This window comes from Rheinheimera sp. UJ63, from assembly GCF_021568285.1.
Taxonomy (GTDB): Bacteria; Pseudomonadota; Gammaproteobacteria; order Enterobacterales; family Alteromonadaceae; genus Alishewanella; species Alishewanella maricola.
Window position 1 is genome coordinate 273,224 of record NZ_JAKGTQ010000002.1, and the last position, 16,427, is coordinate 289,650.

Annotated in this window: 11 protein-coding genes; 9 read left to right on the forward strand and 2 right to left on the reverse strand. The window is 45.4% G+C overall.

From position 1 onward, the window contains the following. Positions 1-531 precede the first annotated feature (531 nt). Positions 532-1,431, reverse strand: coding sequence for a LysR family transcriptional regulator (locus tag L1N97_RS07380; RefSeq protein ID WP_236129328.1), 900 nt, complete (start codon positions 1,429-1,431; stop codon positions 532-534). A 123-nt stretch (positions 1,432-1,554) separates the two neighbouring features. Here L1N97_RS07380 and L1N97_RS07385 point away from each other — a divergent pair, with 123 nt between their 5' ends. From L1N97_RS07385 to L1N97_RS07395, 3 genes are read left to right on the forward strand one after another with little or no spacing between them, the layout of a single operon-like run. Continuing rightward, complete coding sequence (locus tag L1N97_RS07385; RefSeq protein WP_236129329.1) at positions 1,555-4,305, forward strand: TonB-dependent receptor; 2,751 nt, start codon at positions 1,555-1,557, stop codon at positions 4,303-4,305. Positions 4,306-4,365: 60 nt separating this feature from the next. Further along, positions 4,366-5,235, forward strand: a complete 870-nt coding sequence (locus L1N97_RS07390) for an N-formylglutamate amidohydrolase (RefSeq protein WP_229584424.1) — start codon at positions 4,366-4,368, stop codon at positions 5,233-5,235. Beyond that, complete coding sequence (locus tag L1N97_RS07395; RefSeq protein WP_229584423.1) at positions 5,232-6,653, forward strand: YfcC family protein; 1,422 nt, start codon at positions 5,232-5,234, stop codon at positions 6,651-6,653. The genes L1N97_RS07390 and L1N97_RS07395 overlap by 4 nt, the downstream gene beginning before the upstream one ends. 239 nt (positions 6,654-6,892) lie before the next feature. On the opposite strand, the gene L1N97_RS07400 is transcribed toward L1N97_RS07395, so the two are convergent. After that, the gene (locus tag L1N97_RS07400; RefSeq protein ID WP_236129330.1) at positions 6,893-7,579 is read right to left on the reverse strand and encodes a 2OG-Fe(II) oxygenase; all 687 of its coding nucleotides are present in this window, start codon (positions 7,577-7,579) and stop codon (positions 6,893-6,895) included. A gap of 266 nt (positions 7,580-7,845) precedes the next feature. Here L1N97_RS07400 and L1N97_RS07405 point away from each other — a divergent pair, with 266 nt between their 5' ends. The 6 genes from L1N97_RS07405 to bdpA all read left to right on the forward strand — a co-directional run bounded on the left by L1N97_RS07405 (position 7,846) and on the right by bdpA (position 16,409). Further along, on the forward strand, positions 7,846-8,355 hold the full coding sequence (locus L1N97_RS07405; protein ID WP_236129331.1) for a M48 metallopeptidase family protein: 510 nt from the start codon (positions 7,846-7,848) through the stop codon (positions 8,353-8,355). Between the two features lie 209 nt (positions 8,356-8,564). Further along, the gene (locus L1N97_RS07410) at positions 8,565-9,143 is read left to right on the forward strand and encodes an RNA polymerase sigma factor (RefSeq protein WP_236129332.1); all 579 of its coding nucleotides are present in this window, start codon (positions 8,565-8,567) and stop codon (positions 9,141-9,143) included. Continuing rightward, complete coding sequence (locus L1N97_RS07415) at positions 9,136-10,221, forward strand: FecR family protein (RefSeq protein WP_236129333.1); 1,086 nt, start codon at positions 9,136-9,138, stop codon at positions 10,219-10,221. Before L1N97_RS07410 ends, L1N97_RS07415 begins: the two co-directional genes overlap by 8 nt. Positions 10,222-10,294: 73 nt before the next feature. Next, the gene (locus L1N97_RS07420; protein WP_236129334.1) at positions 10,295-13,414 is read left to right on the forward strand and encodes a TonB-dependent receptor; all 3,120 of its coding nucleotides are present in this window, start codon (positions 10,295-10,297) and stop codon (positions 13,412-13,414) included. Then, the gene (locus tag L1N97_RS07425) at positions 13,414-14,583 is read left to right on the forward strand and encodes a M14 family metallopeptidase (RefSeq protein ID WP_236129335.1); all 1,170 of its coding nucleotides are present in this window, start codon (positions 13,414-13,416) and stop codon (positions 14,581-14,583) included. Before L1N97_RS07420 ends, L1N97_RS07425 begins: the two co-directional genes overlap by 1 nt. Positions 14,584-14,912: 329 nt before the next feature. Continuing rightward, the gene (gene bdpA / locus L1N97_RS07430) at positions 14,913-16,409 is read left to right on the forward strand and encodes a BAR domain-like protein A BdpA (RefSeq protein ID WP_236129336.1); all 1,497 of its coding nucleotides are present in this window, start codon (positions 14,913-14,915) and stop codon (positions 16,407-16,409) included. Positions 16,410-16,427 lie beyond the last annotated feature (18 nt).

The following is a 16,427-nucleotide window of genomic DNA, read 5'->3' on the forward strand; positions in this document are numbered from 1 at the left end:
GATGTCCGCTACGAGACGACATCGTTAATGCAGGTTTATGCAACACTGAAATCGCGCCAACAGTACAATCACTCACAGTAAGGAATGGCCTGGGAGCCGCTGGCATATCCACTTCAACTTTAGCGTGCATGCTGCACAAAGTCTGACCGATATTCACTTTTTGTATCCAGCGTAAGACTGAGCTGGTGTTGACATCATATTTGCGCGCTAATTGAGATACCTCAAGGGTTTGTTCTTTCGATTACTGCACAATCTGCCATTTAAATTGGGGTGAAAAGAATTGACGTATATTAGGTTATTTTAAAGCTGGCATATATAATTTTCATTGTTGGCAACAGTGAAAGATATGTTGCGTGATCAGTCAGCAAATATAAGATGTGATGGCTGGACGCTTACGTAACATATAAACACGGACCTTTTGTTTTATCGCGGCAGAGATGAGGCTTTGGTTCGAACCCTGCGTTTCGACCAACTTGTTATTTATGCGTGGATAAAGCGGATTTATTTGCAGCACGCTATGGTCATAACAAGCTATTCAGAAGCGTGTTCAAAAAACGCAATACAATGCCGATAAAAAGCCTGCACTAAACGTGGCATAGGTGCATATGCCGAATAAATAAAACCGTATTCATGATTAATCAGTGGTGCTAATGGGATGAGTTTGAATTGATCATTAACGTACTGCTGAGCCAACACTTTATTAATAATAGCAATACCTAAGCCGCGTTTAACATAAGCACAAGCCGTTGCGACACTGTGCGTTTCTAATCGAATCGTTGGCTGAAAGTGTGCTTCTTTAAATATATGCTCAATTTTGTGGCGGGAAGGTCGACCTTGCCCCAGCATAATTAGCGGATGCTGAGTTAAATCGTGCAAATGCAGTGTCTTATGGTGGCTTAAAACATGCTTTATTGGCACCGCGCATACCATAGGGCTTTGCAAAATAGGTTGGCTAATCAGGCCGGGATGGTTCTCAGGTAATTGAATAAAGCCACAATCGATAGAGCGCTGAGCCACCAAATCACGAGCAAGTTGCGGACTGTGTGAGTCAATACTTATTGATACCTTAGGATATTTTTCGATAAAACTGGCGACAGCATCTGCTAGCGGGCCTGAATTAAAGCTGGCCGGCGCGACCATAGTTAACGAACCGGTTTCAGTGCGGTGAATGTTTTTCGCTAAAGCTAAAAAACGGTTGGCATTACTCAGTAATAAATCAATCTCAGGGGCGAGATTTTTTGCTTCAGCGGTTGGGATAAGCCGGCTGTGCTCGCGATAAAATAATTGAAAGCCCACGAGTTCTTCTAAGCTTGCTAACAGCCGACTAACGCCAGGTTGTGTTAAACCTAATTGTTTGGCTGCTGCCGTGACAGAACCCGTTTGCATAATGGCTTGAAAGCTTAATAAGCTACGTAAATTTAAATTATCCATATTTTCCTATGACGTTTTGTTATGGGGCGATAATAAAAAATCATAATATTGCATAGGTTTGGCGGCTTTGCTAGTTTTCTTGATGACACAACACATCATTAATACCAAGCAGCGGGAAACGCCATGAATAAACATCCTCTCTACCCATTATCAATGCTTACTTTGGCAATCAGCAGTGCCTTAGTTTTTGCAGCTAATCCAACTTATGCGCAACAGGCAGAGCAAACAGCAGAGCATGCTGAAAAGTCTGTTGAAGTAATTGCTGTTACCGGTTCACGCATATTACGCCGAGGTGAAACCGAAGGTAGCCCTATTCAAACTATTGAACGGGCTGACATAGACATTAAAGGGGCGATGTCGATCGGTGAAATCTTACAAGGCTTGCCTTCGGTTGGTGCCAGTTTAAATGATAACGGTTCTGCGGGTACCAGCCATGGTACTTCTAGTATGAACTTGCGTAATTTAGGTGAAAACCGCTCATTGGTTTTGGTGAACGGTAACCGCTGGGTTAATGGTGCGGGTAGTCGTGGTTTTCGTGATTTTGTGGATTTGAATACCATTCCATTTGCCATCATTGATCGCGTTGAGGTACTGCAAGATGGTGCTACGGCTATTTATGGTGCTGATGCCATTGCCGGTGTCGTTAATATTCACACTTTGAAAGACTATGATGGGGCCAGTGTTAAAGCGTACTATGGACAAAGTAGCGAAAGTGACCGACAAACCACCAATTTAGATCTTAAGCTGGGTAAAGATGTGGGGGAGCATAATTTTCTTTTTGCTGCCAGTTATTCCAACCAAAAACCTATCTTTACTCAGGATCGCGAGCTCACGGCATTACCTTTGAATGGTTTATCTTTAGGCTCAGCTGAGGGTTTATTTCGAGAAAGCAGCTTAGCAGGACGGGTTAATTTTACCATCCCCGCTCAAGGTATTACCCGTGAGCCCGGTACCGATGGTAATAACCTCGCCAGCTGGCGGCCGGCGACAACGAATGATCGTTTTAATCGTTATTATGATAACTACGTCGTCGCACCAAATGAGCGGCTAAGTTTATACGGCCAAGCACAGTTTCAATTGGCTGATACCGCTATTTTTACCGAGACTCGTTTACGTGTTGAGTTATTACATAATCGTCGTGAATCAGATCAACAATTTTCTGCTGTCATTCCGATAGTAAATGGTAGTCGGGGGTTTATTATTGCGAACGATCCTCGCGTGAATCCGTTTGGCGTAGAGTTTTCTGGTAGCGATTTTGTGATGACCAACTTTTTTGTTGATAATGGTTTACGCAAAAACGTGCAGGAGGTTGAAACAACGCGTTTCGGTCTCGGTTTAGAAGGTTTTTTACCGGGTGACTGGCGTTGGGATGCATTTGCATCCTTCGCTAAAAACGAAGGTACTTTTTCATCAACAAATCAAATACATTTGGATAAGCTGGCATTGGGCTTACGTGCCTGTAATGCGGCCGGTATTCAAGCTGATGTCAGCGATTTGCTTGCCGATTGTGTGCCGGTGAATATGTTTAATTCGTTAACGCCAGCTATGGTGGACTATATTAATTTCACTGGGCAAGATGCTAATGAAGCAAAACAGCAGCATCTACGGTTTAACCTGACCAATGCTATTGCTGAATTGCCGGCTGGTGATGTGTTATTAGCTACAGGCATGGAGTATCGTAAAGAGCAGGGCACCGATACCCCAGATAGCATTATTAACTCGCCAGTGCGAGTGACTCGTTATCAAACTACATCTTCAGCTCCACGCACCGGCACCATGGGTGAATATGATCTGTATGAAGCTTATCTTGAACTCAATATTCCGTTGTTAGCGGATGCACCTTTGGCCGAACTTTTAGAACTGAACTTGGCTTCACGTTTTTCAGATTACAGTACCTTTGGTAATACAACGAACAGTAAAGTGGGGATTCTTTACCGGCCAATGCAAGATGTGATGTTACGCGCAACTTGGGCCGAAGGCTTTCGAGCGCCGTCATTATTAGAGCTTTATGAAGGTGAGCGTGCTTCGTTTTCTCCGGTGAATGATCCGTGCTCTGCCAATACTAGCTTACCAGGTTGTGCTGGCATTCCAGCGGCTTATGTACAAACCGATGCAAATATTCCCATTACGCTTGGTGGCAATATTTTACTGACCCCAGAAACCTCTGAAAATTTATCTACGGGTTTTGTTTATACACCCACTTGGTTAACGGGGTTTAGTATTACCACTGATTGGTACAACATTAAAATTGACAACACGATCAGTGCCTTCGGAACGCAAAACCTTCTTGATTTATGTGCTTTTACGGGGCGTAACTGCAACGTGATCAGCCGTGGTGTGACAGGTGAAATCACCAATGTGGTTGATGGTCCGGTGAACCTGAATGAAACAGAGGTGTCGGGGATTGATACCGTAATCCGTTACCGTTTGAATAATAGTTTAGGGCGTTGGGACTTTAGCACCAGTGTCTCCAAGCTTAATAAATTTGCTGAGGTTGCAACCTTAGCCGATGGTTCTACTTTAACAACAGACAAAAAAGGTCTAGCTGGGGTGCGAGAAGCTTATCCAGAATGGCGTGGTAATTTTACCACTCAATGGCGTAACGACCATTTCTCACTGGCTTATGATGTACGTTATATCGGTGATACTTCCGAAGTGTTTGCTAACCAGCCTAGTCACATCGGATCAATGTTTTATCATAATCTTACTGGCGGTTATAAATTAGACAATGGCCTTACTTTGCGTTTAGGTATTAACAACTTATTTGATAAACAACCGCCTACTTCGCGAGTGAATACCAATATCAACTTCGATCAACAGACATACCATGCGGTAGGCCGTTTCTATTACCTGCAAATGACGTATGACTTCTAAAGGTTAAAGAGAGGGCACGTTTCACGTGCCCTTCAGTTTAATGTATAAATGAGAAACCCTATGATAAAAAGCTTTCAGTTGTTGTTGCCTGAAGCCGCCGCCATTCCACTTGTTTTTGACTCGCCACACAGTGGTATGGCGTTGCCAACAGGTTTTCAGTGTCAAGCATCAGAGGCGCAGATGCGTTCGGGCTGGGATGCCTATGTTGATGAATTATGGCAGCCGGCAACACAGGTTGGTGCGACCGTTTTAAAAGCCTTAGTTTCCAGAATGGTCATTGATTTAAATCGAGCGGTTGATGATATTGATCCGGATATGATAGCCGGTGAATGGCCTGCTAGCATTAACCCTACGGCCTACAGTCAGCGAGGCATGGGCTTATTGCGTCGTTATGCGTTGCCTGGTTTGCCCATGTATCAGCAGCCATTATCAGTGGCGGACGTGCAGCAGCGTATTGCTGATTATTACTTGCCATACCATCAGTGTTTAGCCGAATTATTAGCGAATTATCATGCAACATTCGGTGCTGTTTGGCATATTGATTGTCATTCTATGAAGTCACGTGGTAATGCCATGAATATTGATAACGAGCAAGCCCGGCCATCAATAGTCATTGGCGATAAAGATGGTCGCTCTGCTGATGCTGACTTTACGCAATTACTTGTCAATTTTTTTGAAAACGCGGGTTATAGCGTTGCGGTAAATCATCCTTATAAGGGCGGCTACCTCACCGAATGTTTTGCTGATCCACAACATAACCGACATAGCGTGCAAATTGAAATTAATCGGGCTTTGTACATGGATGAAAAAACCTTTAGTAAACATGCAGGCTTTTACCAGTTACAAAGTGATTTAGCTGAACTCGCGGCAGTCATCCGCAATTTTATTTCTGCTAAGTTGTCATCATTAGCCCAAGGTAATTCTTTATGACAGAGCAAAAAAACACCGCCCCTGAGCCTGTTTTCAACAAAACAGTACGTAGTGGCAGTAACCCCATTGTTGTTTTGCTGTTTATTTTGCTGTTGGCATCTTGCCTAACTTATTTACTCGACTCTGGAAGTTATCAGCGTGCCGATGGTTTAGTGGTCGCGGGTAGCTATCAGGTGATTGAGAAAGATCGCTCCTTGCGCCATGTTTTTGGTACGGTGGCAGATGCGGCAGCAGGAGAAGCGCGGCCTGTGGGCGTTGTTGATGTACTACAGGCCATTCCAGCGGGGCTGCAGCGTGGCGGCGGATTAATTTTTATGGTGCTGATCATCGGTGGTATGTTTGGCATTTTGAATCAGTCGGGCGCTGTTGATGCCGGCTTAGAGCGTTTACTTTCTGCAGTAAAAGGCAACATTTATGGTTTAGTGATTTTTTTAATGACCATGTTTGCCTTGGGCAGTACTTTTCTTGGGCTAGCATCAGAATATTTATTGATTATTCCGTTGATGGTAGAGCTGGCCAGAAGATTAGGGATGTCTAACCTGATTGGGCTGGCTATTTTAACGGTGGCGGTCAAGGTCGGTTATTTGTCTTCAATAACCAATCCATTACCACTGACCATTGCGCAGCCATTATTGGGTCTGCCGATTTTTAGTGGTGCAGGCATGCGCACGTTGTTTTTCTTTATTTATTTGTTTTTCGGAATCATTTTCATGCTGTTGATGATCCGGCGGGCGGGTTTTAATACCCAAGTTGCCATTGAGTTTGATAGTAAAAAACTGAGTAAGCGGCATTTGCTGCTATTACTGATTATGTTAAGCGGCATAGCTGGGCTAGTGTATGCCTCTAATACTTGGCAGTGGAAAAACCAACAACTTACCGCTTATTACATAGGGTTAAGTATTATCTTGGCCAGCTGCAGTGGTTTAGGTGCCAGTGGTGCGGCAGATGCTTTTGTCGCCGGTATGAAAAAGATTTTGTTGGCCAGTATTTTAATTGGTGTTGCCTTTGCCATCGCGATCACCTTGGAGAACGGGAAAGTGCTGGATGCGGTAGTGCATGGGTTAGTTGGTATTATCGGCGAAGATAATCCTTATGTTGCCGTAGTTGGGATGTTTATTTCACAGTTATTGTTAGATGTGATGATCCCTTCAACTTCAGGGCAAGCGGCGGTCAGCATGCCAATCTTGGGACCACTCGGTCAATTATCGGGTGTCGGCGCGCAAACTACTGTGCTGGCCTTTTTGTTTGGCAATGGTATTACCAATATGATTACGCCAACATCAGGCACCTTATTAGCTTATTTAGCCACCGCACAAGTCAGTTGGACGCAATGGGCTAAGTTTATCTTTCCACTAGTCTTAGTGTTTATTATCCTTGCCTGCTTCATGCTTTTTTTTGCTGTTTCAGTTGGGTATTAGGCATTCAAAAAGTGAGTTAATACATAGCAAGTTAATTGATAAAGGCCCACGTTAACCACGAGGGCCTTTTGCATTAATGCCTCAAGATAACAAACAGGAGGTTCACCAAGAGGTTCGATTCACACGCCGGGAAGCATAACCTGCTTTGGAGCAATGTCGAGCCGGAGCGTGCCCCAAGCTGTAACCGGCTATACCACACCAGAAAGTGGTAAGCCGAGATCAACTTCTCATCAAGCCGGTTACTCAGACCAATACCAACTAGTGACATTATATCGGTATAACTTCTGGCTTAGAGGCGAGACCGCGTTAACCCAATGCTCAGCGCCGGGGGAGGCGGGATCAAACAACACACAGCGATTAAACAGTGGTGAGATAGCAATAGGTTGCTGATGTGTTCCCATAAATACTAATTCACCGCCGTCTTCCTCACGCCAGTCTTGGTTTAAGTACAGTAACATACACACTTCTCTACCCGGTGAGTCATCCGCGTGTTGTTTGACAAAATCGTTAGCGCTTAGTCGAAAGTAATTGGTATTTATTGCCGGGTTAGCCACATTAATATCGGTTAAAGCCACTTTGAACAGCCGTGACAGTAAAGCTAAAAATTCATTGCTGCGTAAAAACAGCAGAAATTGCTGTGCGATATCGCTGGGGGCATTTTGCTCGGGGCGTTGCCACAGATCGCGCTGCACAAAACGCTGTTGCGCGCTGGTTTTTTGCCAGGTAGACGAGTCGACATACAAGGCGGAGTAGGTATGTTGTTGCGTTTGCCAGTTCGATGCATGTTGCAGGGCAGCTAACACGCTATGCAATTCTGCCGTATCAAATAAATGATCCAGCACCAGATGTTGTGGGCTTGAGTGTATTAGTTGTTTACGAAAAGCACGCACCGCGGTATCGGTTATTAGCGCTTTGTTTAACCACATCGCCAGCACCTATAAATTTGGGGTTGTTGTAATCGGCGTGATAATAAAGGGCAGAAGAGCTAATTTCTATTCATTTTCTGTTTAAGTGTGTGAGTGATGCCCATTTCAGCCCGCTAACCTAGCTGCCTAACGCGATGGCTACAGCACTGTGCCCTCAACACCGTGTGATGTTCAGCTGGTTGCCGATAAGCCCCCCGCGCTATACAGCCTAAAACAAAATCCCTATACTGCCGCCAAGGTTGACTAATCCATCATTAATACGTCGTATGAGCGCATTACGCTATTTACAAGGCTACTCTGCACAGGTGCAGCAGCAAGTGAGTGAGCTGCTACTGAACCAGCAATTAGGTAACGTCTTAGCGCGGCGTTATCCAGAGCCGGTGCATGCGGTGCAAACCGACAAAGCGTTATATCACTATACGCTTGAGTTAAAACGCCAGCATTTAAAAAGTAGCGAACCGCTAAGTAAGGTAGTGTTTGATCCTAAGTTGCATGTCATCAACAATGCGCTGGGCACCCATACGCAAATAAGCCGGGTGCAGGGCGGTAAGCTAAAAAGTAAAAATGAAATTCGCGTGGCCAGTGTGTTAAAGCAATTACCGTTGCCGCTGTTACAGATGGTCGTTGTGCATGAGCTGGCGCATCTGCGCGAGAAAGATCATAACAAAGCCTTTTATCAACTGTGCCAATATATGTTGGCCGATTACCATCAGTTAGAGCTTGATCTGCGGCTGTTTTTAACCTGGCGGGAGTATCAAGCAAGCCCTCACTACTAGTTCGAGCCTGCAAGTTCTTGCCAAAACAACTCAGCATTAGCTGGGCAGTGTTTTTATCTAACCCAAGCGATTGGGTTGAGTTTCATGCCGGTTATTGCTGATAGCGTTTGGGATGATGTTGTAAGTGGCATTCAAAACAGCACAATCAGCGGAGGTATTTCCTCTTGGCTGCGTATATAGTAAGACGAGTTAAACTAGAGAAGATGCTTGTGCTTGAAAATGTACTAAATCGCCAACGTGAAAAGCAAACCAGCCATAAGCTGATCGAACGTTTACTGGCAGAACATGATTTTGCTCTAAGGCGTTTTATTCGCGTGCGCATGAACAGTAGCGTGGATTGTGATGATGTCATGCAAGAAGTTTATATGCGGCTCAGCCAAATTGAAGATTTACCCGCAAAATTAGCCGGTAGGCTTGATACGGCAAGAAATTATTTAATTCAAATTGCCAGTAATTTGTTAATTGATCGAGCCAGGCGCGCCCAAGTTCGCTGTGCAGACCAACATCAAGGCGAATATGCACTAAACGAGTTAATCGCCATTGATGAACCCGATCGGCAGTTACATAACAAACGCTTACTGCATCAAGTTGAATGTGCTCTGCAACAGATCCGCCAAGAACAACGCCAGGCTTTTTTAATGCATCGTATTGACGGGTTAAGTTATCGAGAAATTAGCGACAATTTGGGCGTTTCCGTTTCTACTGTTGAAAAACATATTTCCGCTGCGCTATTGGTGATCCGTAATAGTGTCGACACAGCGGCCTTAGGAAGTAATCAGCATGGCTAAACTCAACATACGTGAGCAAGCAATTGCCTATGTTACTCGATTGTACTCGGGTGAATTAACTGCGCGTGAAGAGAGCCAAATACGCCGCTGGCGCGAAGAGCAACCAGAGCATGAGTTGGAGTGGCAAGCCGCGCTGCAAGCTTATGATTTTACTGCGATGCTTTATCATCCTCATCATAAAAAAACAACCAAAGCTGCTGGTCATGACTGGCTAACGTGGCTGGCAACTGCCGCCAGTGTCAGTGCGGTGGGTTTATTGGTGCTACTGCAAAGTATCACGCCAACGGCGATACCTCAGTCAGGCCATGTGCCTGTGGCAGCCGTTGCCACAGAGCAAATGCAGACAGCCTTGCAAAAGACCTTACAGGACAACGAGTTTCGGATTACCGAGCGTCAACAACCACTCACCAGCGGCGTATGGCACTTTGAAACGGCAGTGGGTGAAGTCAGCAATATTTTGCTAGCCGATGGCAGCACCTTATCACTGAATACACAGTCAGCACTATCGGTGGCCTTTAGTGCTGGTCAGCGCTTAGTAACGTTAAGCCGAGGTGAAGTGTTTTTTGATGTAGCTAAAGATGCCAATCGACCTTTTATTATTGATACCGGCGAGCGACAGATTAAGGTGATTGGTACCAAGTTTAATGTTAGAAAATTACCTCATGAAACCTTGTTAAAAATTGCGGTATTAGAAGGTAAGGTGGCGGTGAAGAACCTGGTGAAACCATTGCAAGCAACGGAGGTTGAAGCCGTGCAGGCTTTGCTAGCTGGCGATATAGCTGCCTTTAGTGAACAAAATGAGGTCATTCAACAGAATCAACCACAGCAAGTGAGTCAGGCACAAACGTGGCGGCAAGGCATTATGCGCTTTGATAACGAAAGCCTTGATAATGTTGTACAAGAATTTAATCGTTATCGCACCCGCAAAATTACTATTATCGATGAACAAGTGAAAAACTATCGGATCAGTGGAGTGTTTCACCTAGCGGATGGTGAAGCCATCTTGTCAGCTTTGGAAGCGACCTTGCCGATCCGGGTTGCCGTGGTTGCGGAACAAATTAATATTAGCAATCGTTAAAAATAGTGCGGAGGTATTTTTTACAGGCTGCGTATATACCTGTGACAAAAATAAAAAAACAGGGGATCCAAACATGTTGAAATACCGCTTAAGTTATTTAGCCTGCTGTACACTGGTGGCTCTTGGCGCCAGTGCCGGCATGGTTACTGATGTCAATGCGCAAACCAATAGCAGTATCGAAGTCAATCAAACCTTTAATTTTAATATTCCTGCCCAGCGCACCAGCTCAGCTTTACTCGAACTGGCTGAAGTGGCAGGGGTTCAAATTATGTTTACCCCAGAGAGTACTGGCAGCTTAAATTCACCACCAGTGCGCGGTGAGCTAACGATTAGTCAAGCGTTAGCTATTTTATTGCAAGGTTCAGGCTTGCAAGCGAGTGCGAAAAGCTCATCGATTTTTGTGATCAGTGCCAGCGATAACAATCTCAGTCGCATCCAAAATAACTTCCAACAACAATTACAAAATGCTGAAGGTGAGTCTTCCAGCAAGTCTGTGGAGCGTATTCAAGTGGTTGGCTCCAATATTCGCGGCGCAAAAGCGGCGGGAAACTTACCAGTAACCATTTTAAATGCCGAAGATATTCTTAATACCGGTGCAGTGACGGGAGATGAATTACTGAGATCAATTCCACAGATCGGTGATATCAGCTTTAATAATGAACGCACCATTGGCGGTGTTAATGATGCGCGCGGCGATGTTGCATCGATTAACTTACGTGGTATTGGTACGGGCAATACCCTAACGCTATTAAATGGTCGACGCCTAGTATTACACCCTGGCACACAAACCGAGAATTTCGTACCCGTCACTACGGTCAACTCGAATACTTTGCCTGTGGCTGGCTTGCGGCGGGTTGAAGTTTTACGCGACGGTGCCGCAGCGATTTACGGCACAGATGCGGTTGCAGGTGTTATAAACTATGTACTGAAAGACGATGTTGAAAACAGTACCATTAATTTTAGTTATGGTAAGTCTGAAGGCACCAACCTAGACCAAATCACGGTGAATGGTTCTACCGGTATGCGCTTTAATGATGACAAAAGTTATTTAGCGCTCTCTGCCGCTTATTACAGCCGTGGTGAAATGGCGGCTAATGAACGTGCTTATTCAGCAAATCAGGATCGTCGTAATGCTCCTGGGATCCCAGAAGAATTTATCGGTCGCACGGCATTGGATAATCGGTTAATCGCCTCACCTTGGGGAACGTTTTTTAGTTCATCACTGGGCACCTTTCATATTCAACCGAATACCATGTCGGGTTGTGATGTGCAGTTAGCAAATAATGTGTGTGCCGATCGTGGTACCCAATCACGAGACCTTTATTATGATCCCGCTATTGAAGACCAAAGTATGACGTCAGCGGTCGATCGCTTAAACCTGTTTGGTTACTTTACTCAGCAATTAACAGACAGCACCGAGTTCTACGCTGAAGCTTTATATTATCGTGCTGAGTCAGAGCGTCGTCGTGAACAAAATGCCAACCTCACAGCACAACGAATCACCATTGGACCTAATGCCGCATTTAACCCGTTTAACGAAGCAGTAGAATTGCGTAACTACCGTCCAGTAGACGCCGGCCCTCGGCGCATTGAAGTCACCGATACCAGCTATCGCGTATTAACGGGTTTACGCGGTGCGGTAGGCTTATGGGATTGGGACAGTGCTGTGTTGTACTCTCGTGCTAATACACTTGATATGGATTACAACCGTATCAGTACGTCAGCCTTTAGTGCTGCGTTAAATCAAACGGATCCTGCTTTAGCCTACAACCCTTTTTTAGGCGGCGATCCGGCTAATCCGAATACCGGTTTTAGTGTTGGCAACAGTGCCAACGTGATTGCCGGAATAGTGCGTGATGTTTATCGTGAAAGCACCAGCGAATTAGCCTTGTGGGACTTTAAAGTCTCTAATCCAGCACTATTCTCTTGGTATGCCGGTGATATTGGTATTGCCGCAGGTGCTGAATATCGTTACGAAAGTTACGCCGATGATCGCGATCCTACTTTGGATGGCAGCCAACCCTTTGTGGATGCGTTTACTGGGCAGGTAGGCTCAGATTCTGATGCACTCGGCAGTAGTTCAACGCCTGACGCCAGCGGAAGTCGTAATGTTGTCTCTCTCTACTCTGAATTGTTGGTCCCCCTGGCTGATAGTTTAAGTATGCAGTTAGCATTGCGGCATGAACGTTTTAATGATGTCGGTAATGTAACCAAACCGAAAATAGCGTTAGCTTGGGCACCACAAGAGTGGTTACAACTACGGGCCGCTTATTCTGGTGGTTTTCGTGCGCCTAATTTACCGCAAGTATTTGAAGATGGCGTTGTGCGTTCCAATACGCGGCGCGATCCTGTCACTAATGCCAGTTATGGCGTCGAGGAAGTGCGTGGTGGTAATGTCACACTAGAACCAGAAGACGATAAAACCTTTAGTTATGGTATTGCTTTGGCACCACTGGATGACTTGTTGATCACCTTAGACTGGTGGGATATCGAGCAAAAAGGCGTGGTAGGCATTTTAAACAGCCAAACGCATTTACTGTATGATTCATTATTACGCTCTGAGGGGTCGGTAAACCCTGCCGTTGTGCGTGATCCTATCGATAATCGAGTGGTGTTTGTTGAGAATACTTACAGCAACCTCGATGTACGTGAGATCAGTGGTTTAGATGTGAGCGTTAGTTACAAATTACGCACCGATGTCGGTCGTTTTGATTTTAAAGTGAATGCCGCGAAACTCAACAAGTTTCAACAAATGCCTGATCCCATTAGTACTATCGTACTGGCTGCGCAAGCTGCCGGTAATCCTGCGGTGCCCAATGATATTATCGTACCGGGTACCGGTGATTTAGTGCAGATGAGCGGTAATCCAGAATTGCGGATGTATGCGGCAATAGATTGGCGTTTAGCGCAGTGGAGTGCCGGTTTTCGAGTGAATTACATCAGTGACTTCTTTGATACTTCCGCGACCAGTGCCGCGGGTGATCCTTTACCCATCCCTAGCTGGACAACCACCGATGTTTATGGCGAATATCGCTTCAAAGAGGGCTATTTAGACGGCAGTCGTTTACGCCTCGGTGTGCGCAACCTGACTGATCGTGATCCACCGATAGCAGACGAAAGCTTTGGTTACTTTTCAGATGTACATAGTAACCGTGGTCGTTATATCTACGCTAACTGGTCTTGGAGTTTTTAATGTTGCGGAGATCTTTATTTGTTGTTGCGCTGCTACTGAGCAGCGCAGGCTTTGCGAAAGCCGAGCAAGCATCGGTTAATGCCACCAGTAACACGGACAGTTGCGTGTTTAGTACCGTCAGTTTTGCGACTAACTTCGCCAGTGGCCGCGTGGATGATTGTCAGCAAACCGGCTCGGACAGTTTTACACTGCACCTAAAACCGGAAAATCTGCCCATTAACCCCAGTCCTTGGTATGCCTTTAAAGTGATTGGTCGCGAGGCACAGCCCAAACCGATAACCATTACCTTAATGACACATAACGGCCCTGCACGCTATAGCCCTAAGGTCAGTCTTGATCAGCAGGTTTGGGCTCCGGTTGCTTTTAGTAAAACCGATCAAAGCATACAATTTAAGTTGTCTGCATCGAAAACACCAATCTATGTTGCGGCCGGTGAGATCATTAACAACGTCACTTACACCCGATGGCTGTCTGATCTAGAACAAGGCGAAATCGCCACCTTGGGTCTAACGGTTGAAAACCGTGCCATACCCATGCTGGAGCATCGTACGCCCAACAGCCAAGATTGGCTGATTTTGATCGGCCGGCAACACCCGCCAGAGATCACTGGCGCTTTGGCTTTGATGCATTTTAACAATTTGTTATGGAGTGAAGATCCAACGGTGAGTGCTTTTCGGTCGCGCTATAATATCTTGTTAGTGCCCAACATGAATCCTGATGGCGTGCATCGCGGAAATTGGCGGCATAACCGAAATGGGCTTGATTTAAATCGTGATTGGAAAAATCGCAGTCAACCTGAAACCCAGGCATTGCACACCAAACTAAAAACCATTGAAGCCGAAGGTGGGGTTATTCGGTTTGCCTTAGATTTCCATTCAACCAATCGCAATGTTTATTACACCATGGATCATGATTATGTTACGGCAAAGGGTAAACCCATAGCGCAGCCGCAGTTAGTCAATAACTGGCTAACGTCATTGGCGGCAAGTGAGCCTTATAAAATTGAAAATAAACCGAGTCATAACCAAGATTCTGGGGTGTTTAAACAATATATGGCAGATGAGTTTGGCGTGCATTCAGTCACCTATGAAGTTGGTGATAATACCGACAGAGCAGAGATTAAAGTCATGGCTGAAGCGGCGTTACGTACTTTGATTGAGCATCTTTAAACAGAGCATGTTAAAAGTATTGTTTGGTTATTGATAACAGTGATCTTATCCGCCAAACTGATCTAAAAAGTACTAAGTGAGTTTATGCTTAGTACTTTTTTCAGATGTATTAACGTTTAAACCCACATCGCTAATGTAGATGTCCCTTCAGCCATTATTCAGTTTGCAGAGCGTATCTTCAGCGCGTTGCTAGTGGTACTGAGCGATAAAATCTTACGCTGCCCTCTGCTGTGGCTAATTGTGCTGGGCAAAAGGCACTGCTAGAATTCGCGGCGAATTAAGCATCAGTCCTGGCTTCCAACCCTTTTACTTACACTTTCGAGGTGATAATGCGTAAGCTTGCGGCAATATTGTGTGCAATGGTTGCGTTTTCTACGGCGGCGCAAACCGCTGGTATCGTATTTAGTAGTGATTTTGAACAAAGCAGCTTAAAAACTTGGCGACAACTGGGTGAGTGCCAATTAACCAACGAACAACCTCGAACGGGTGAGGGCGCGATGCGCTGTCAGGCCGGCAGTAACTCCTTGTTTAGCCGAGAATCGATAGGCGAGCAAGGCGTGCTTGAGCTTTGGGTGTTGCCCGAGTCGGAGTTTACCTCTTATCGTATTCAAGTGTTGGTCTCAGAAAAAAGCACCTTAGACAGTGCGTGGCAGCCGGTTGCCGTAATTGAGCAGCAAGCGGGAGAGTTAGGCTATAAAGCGCACCGCATTTCGGTGGATGATCCTGGGCGTAAATTTTTACGGCTGGATATTGAATCTCAGCATGGCTTTGTACAATTAGATGACTTGCAAACCAGTCGCATCTTATTAGCGACCGCTTTGCATAAAAACGAGCAGCGCATTATTAGCGGCATTTTGGATAAGCTGCGTAAAGATAAAAATATTGAAGTGCAAGCCGAGTCATTTCGTTCGCTGGGCACGAATTATGCGGCACAGTTAGAAGTGCAGCGGCAGTATCTCGAATACGCTAATGCCTTGCATTCGGGGATCTCTTTAGTGCTCGCCAGTTCAGAGCGCAATAAAATGTCCAATCCGATGTCCTATGCCAGTTTTCGTAATATCGTTAGTGATGCCAAACGCGTCAGTTCTAAAATTCAGCAAGCACGACTTAACTCGATGATCAAACCCTTTGGTGATCTGGTGACGGCTACTTTAAATGTAGTCAGTGCCGGCACTTATTCGGCCTTTGCAGAGCCGTTTAAATCCTTTTTGGCGGTGAGTTTTGACCGCTCTAGTTACCAAAATGCCGGGTTAAGCCGAGCGGATCGTAAATTTGCTGAAGACAACGGTTTAAAAATTTATCAGGATGCCGAGCGCTTTTTATCCGAGCTAGAGCGTGAATTACAACTGGTCACCGCGTTAGATAATGATTTAGCCAGTATTCAGCGCAATATTGATAGCTTTAGACGCGATCTCGACCGGCATTTACGCGATACGTTATTGCATGCCAGTGTGGTGGCATCCAAAGAGAATATCAGTAAGGTGCTAAGTAAAGATGAAGCGATCCGGCAAAAGCTGGGGGCAGCGGTGGCGGGCAACATCAGTTTAAAAGCGGGCAGTTATTTAAGTGATGGCAGTAACACCGAATTAATCCGTTTTGTCTTAAAAACCTCCGAGTTACTCGATGGTATGCAGCGCTATAAAGACAGTTTTAACCAGATCACCTCGGCCATGTTGACCTACTATGAACGTTTTGAGCGCTCAGTAGCGGCTGAACAAAACCCCTTTACTGAAAAAACCGACAAAGAAGTGTGGGAAACGCACGCTCGCAAAGCGCGTGATTACCTCAAACAATCAAAAGACTCGTTTAGTCGCGCCTATATGTAAGCACCAGTGGCAAGTTGC

Bases quoted from the DNA above. Each gene is read 5' to 3' on its own strand.
- L1N97_RS07380 (WP_236129328.1), bottom strand. From the start codon at position 1,431: ATGGATAATTTAAATTTACGTAGCTTATTAAGCTTTCAAGCCATTATG.
- L1N97_RS07385 (WP_236129329.1), top strand. From the start codon at position 1,555: ATGAATAAACATCCTCTCTACCCATTATCAATGCTTACTTTGGCAATC.
- L1N97_RS07390 (WP_229584424.1), top strand. From the start codon at position 4,366: ATGATAAAAAGCTTTCAGTTGTTGTTGCCTGAAGCCGCCGCCATTCCA.
- L1N97_RS07395 (WP_229584423.1), top strand. From the start codon at position 5,232: ATGACAGAGCAAAAAAACACCGCCCCTGAGCCTGTTTTCAACAAAACA.
- L1N97_RS07400 (WP_236129330.1), bottom strand. From the start codon at position 7,579: ATGTGGTTAAACAAAGCGCTAATAACCGATACCGCGGTGCGTGCTTTT.
- L1N97_RS07405 (WP_236129331.1), top strand. From the start codon at position 7,846: ATGAGCGCATTACGCTATTTACAAGGCTACTCTGCACAGGTGCAGCAG.
- L1N97_RS07415 (WP_236129333.1), top strand. From the start codon at position 9,136: ATGGCTAAACTCAACATACGTGAGCAAGCAATTGCCTATGTTACTCGA.
- L1N97_RS07420 (WP_236129334.1), top strand. From the start codon at position 10,295: ATGTTGAAATACCGCTTAAGTTATTTAGCCTGCTGTACACTGGTGGCT.
- L1N97_RS07425 (WP_236129335.1), top strand. From the start codon at position 13,414: ATGTTGCGGAGATCTTTATTTGTTGTTGCGCTGCTACTGAGCAGCGCA.
- bdpA (WP_236129336.1), top strand. From the start codon at position 14,913: ATGCGTAAGCTTGCGGCAATATTGTGTGCAATGGTTGCGTTTTCTACG.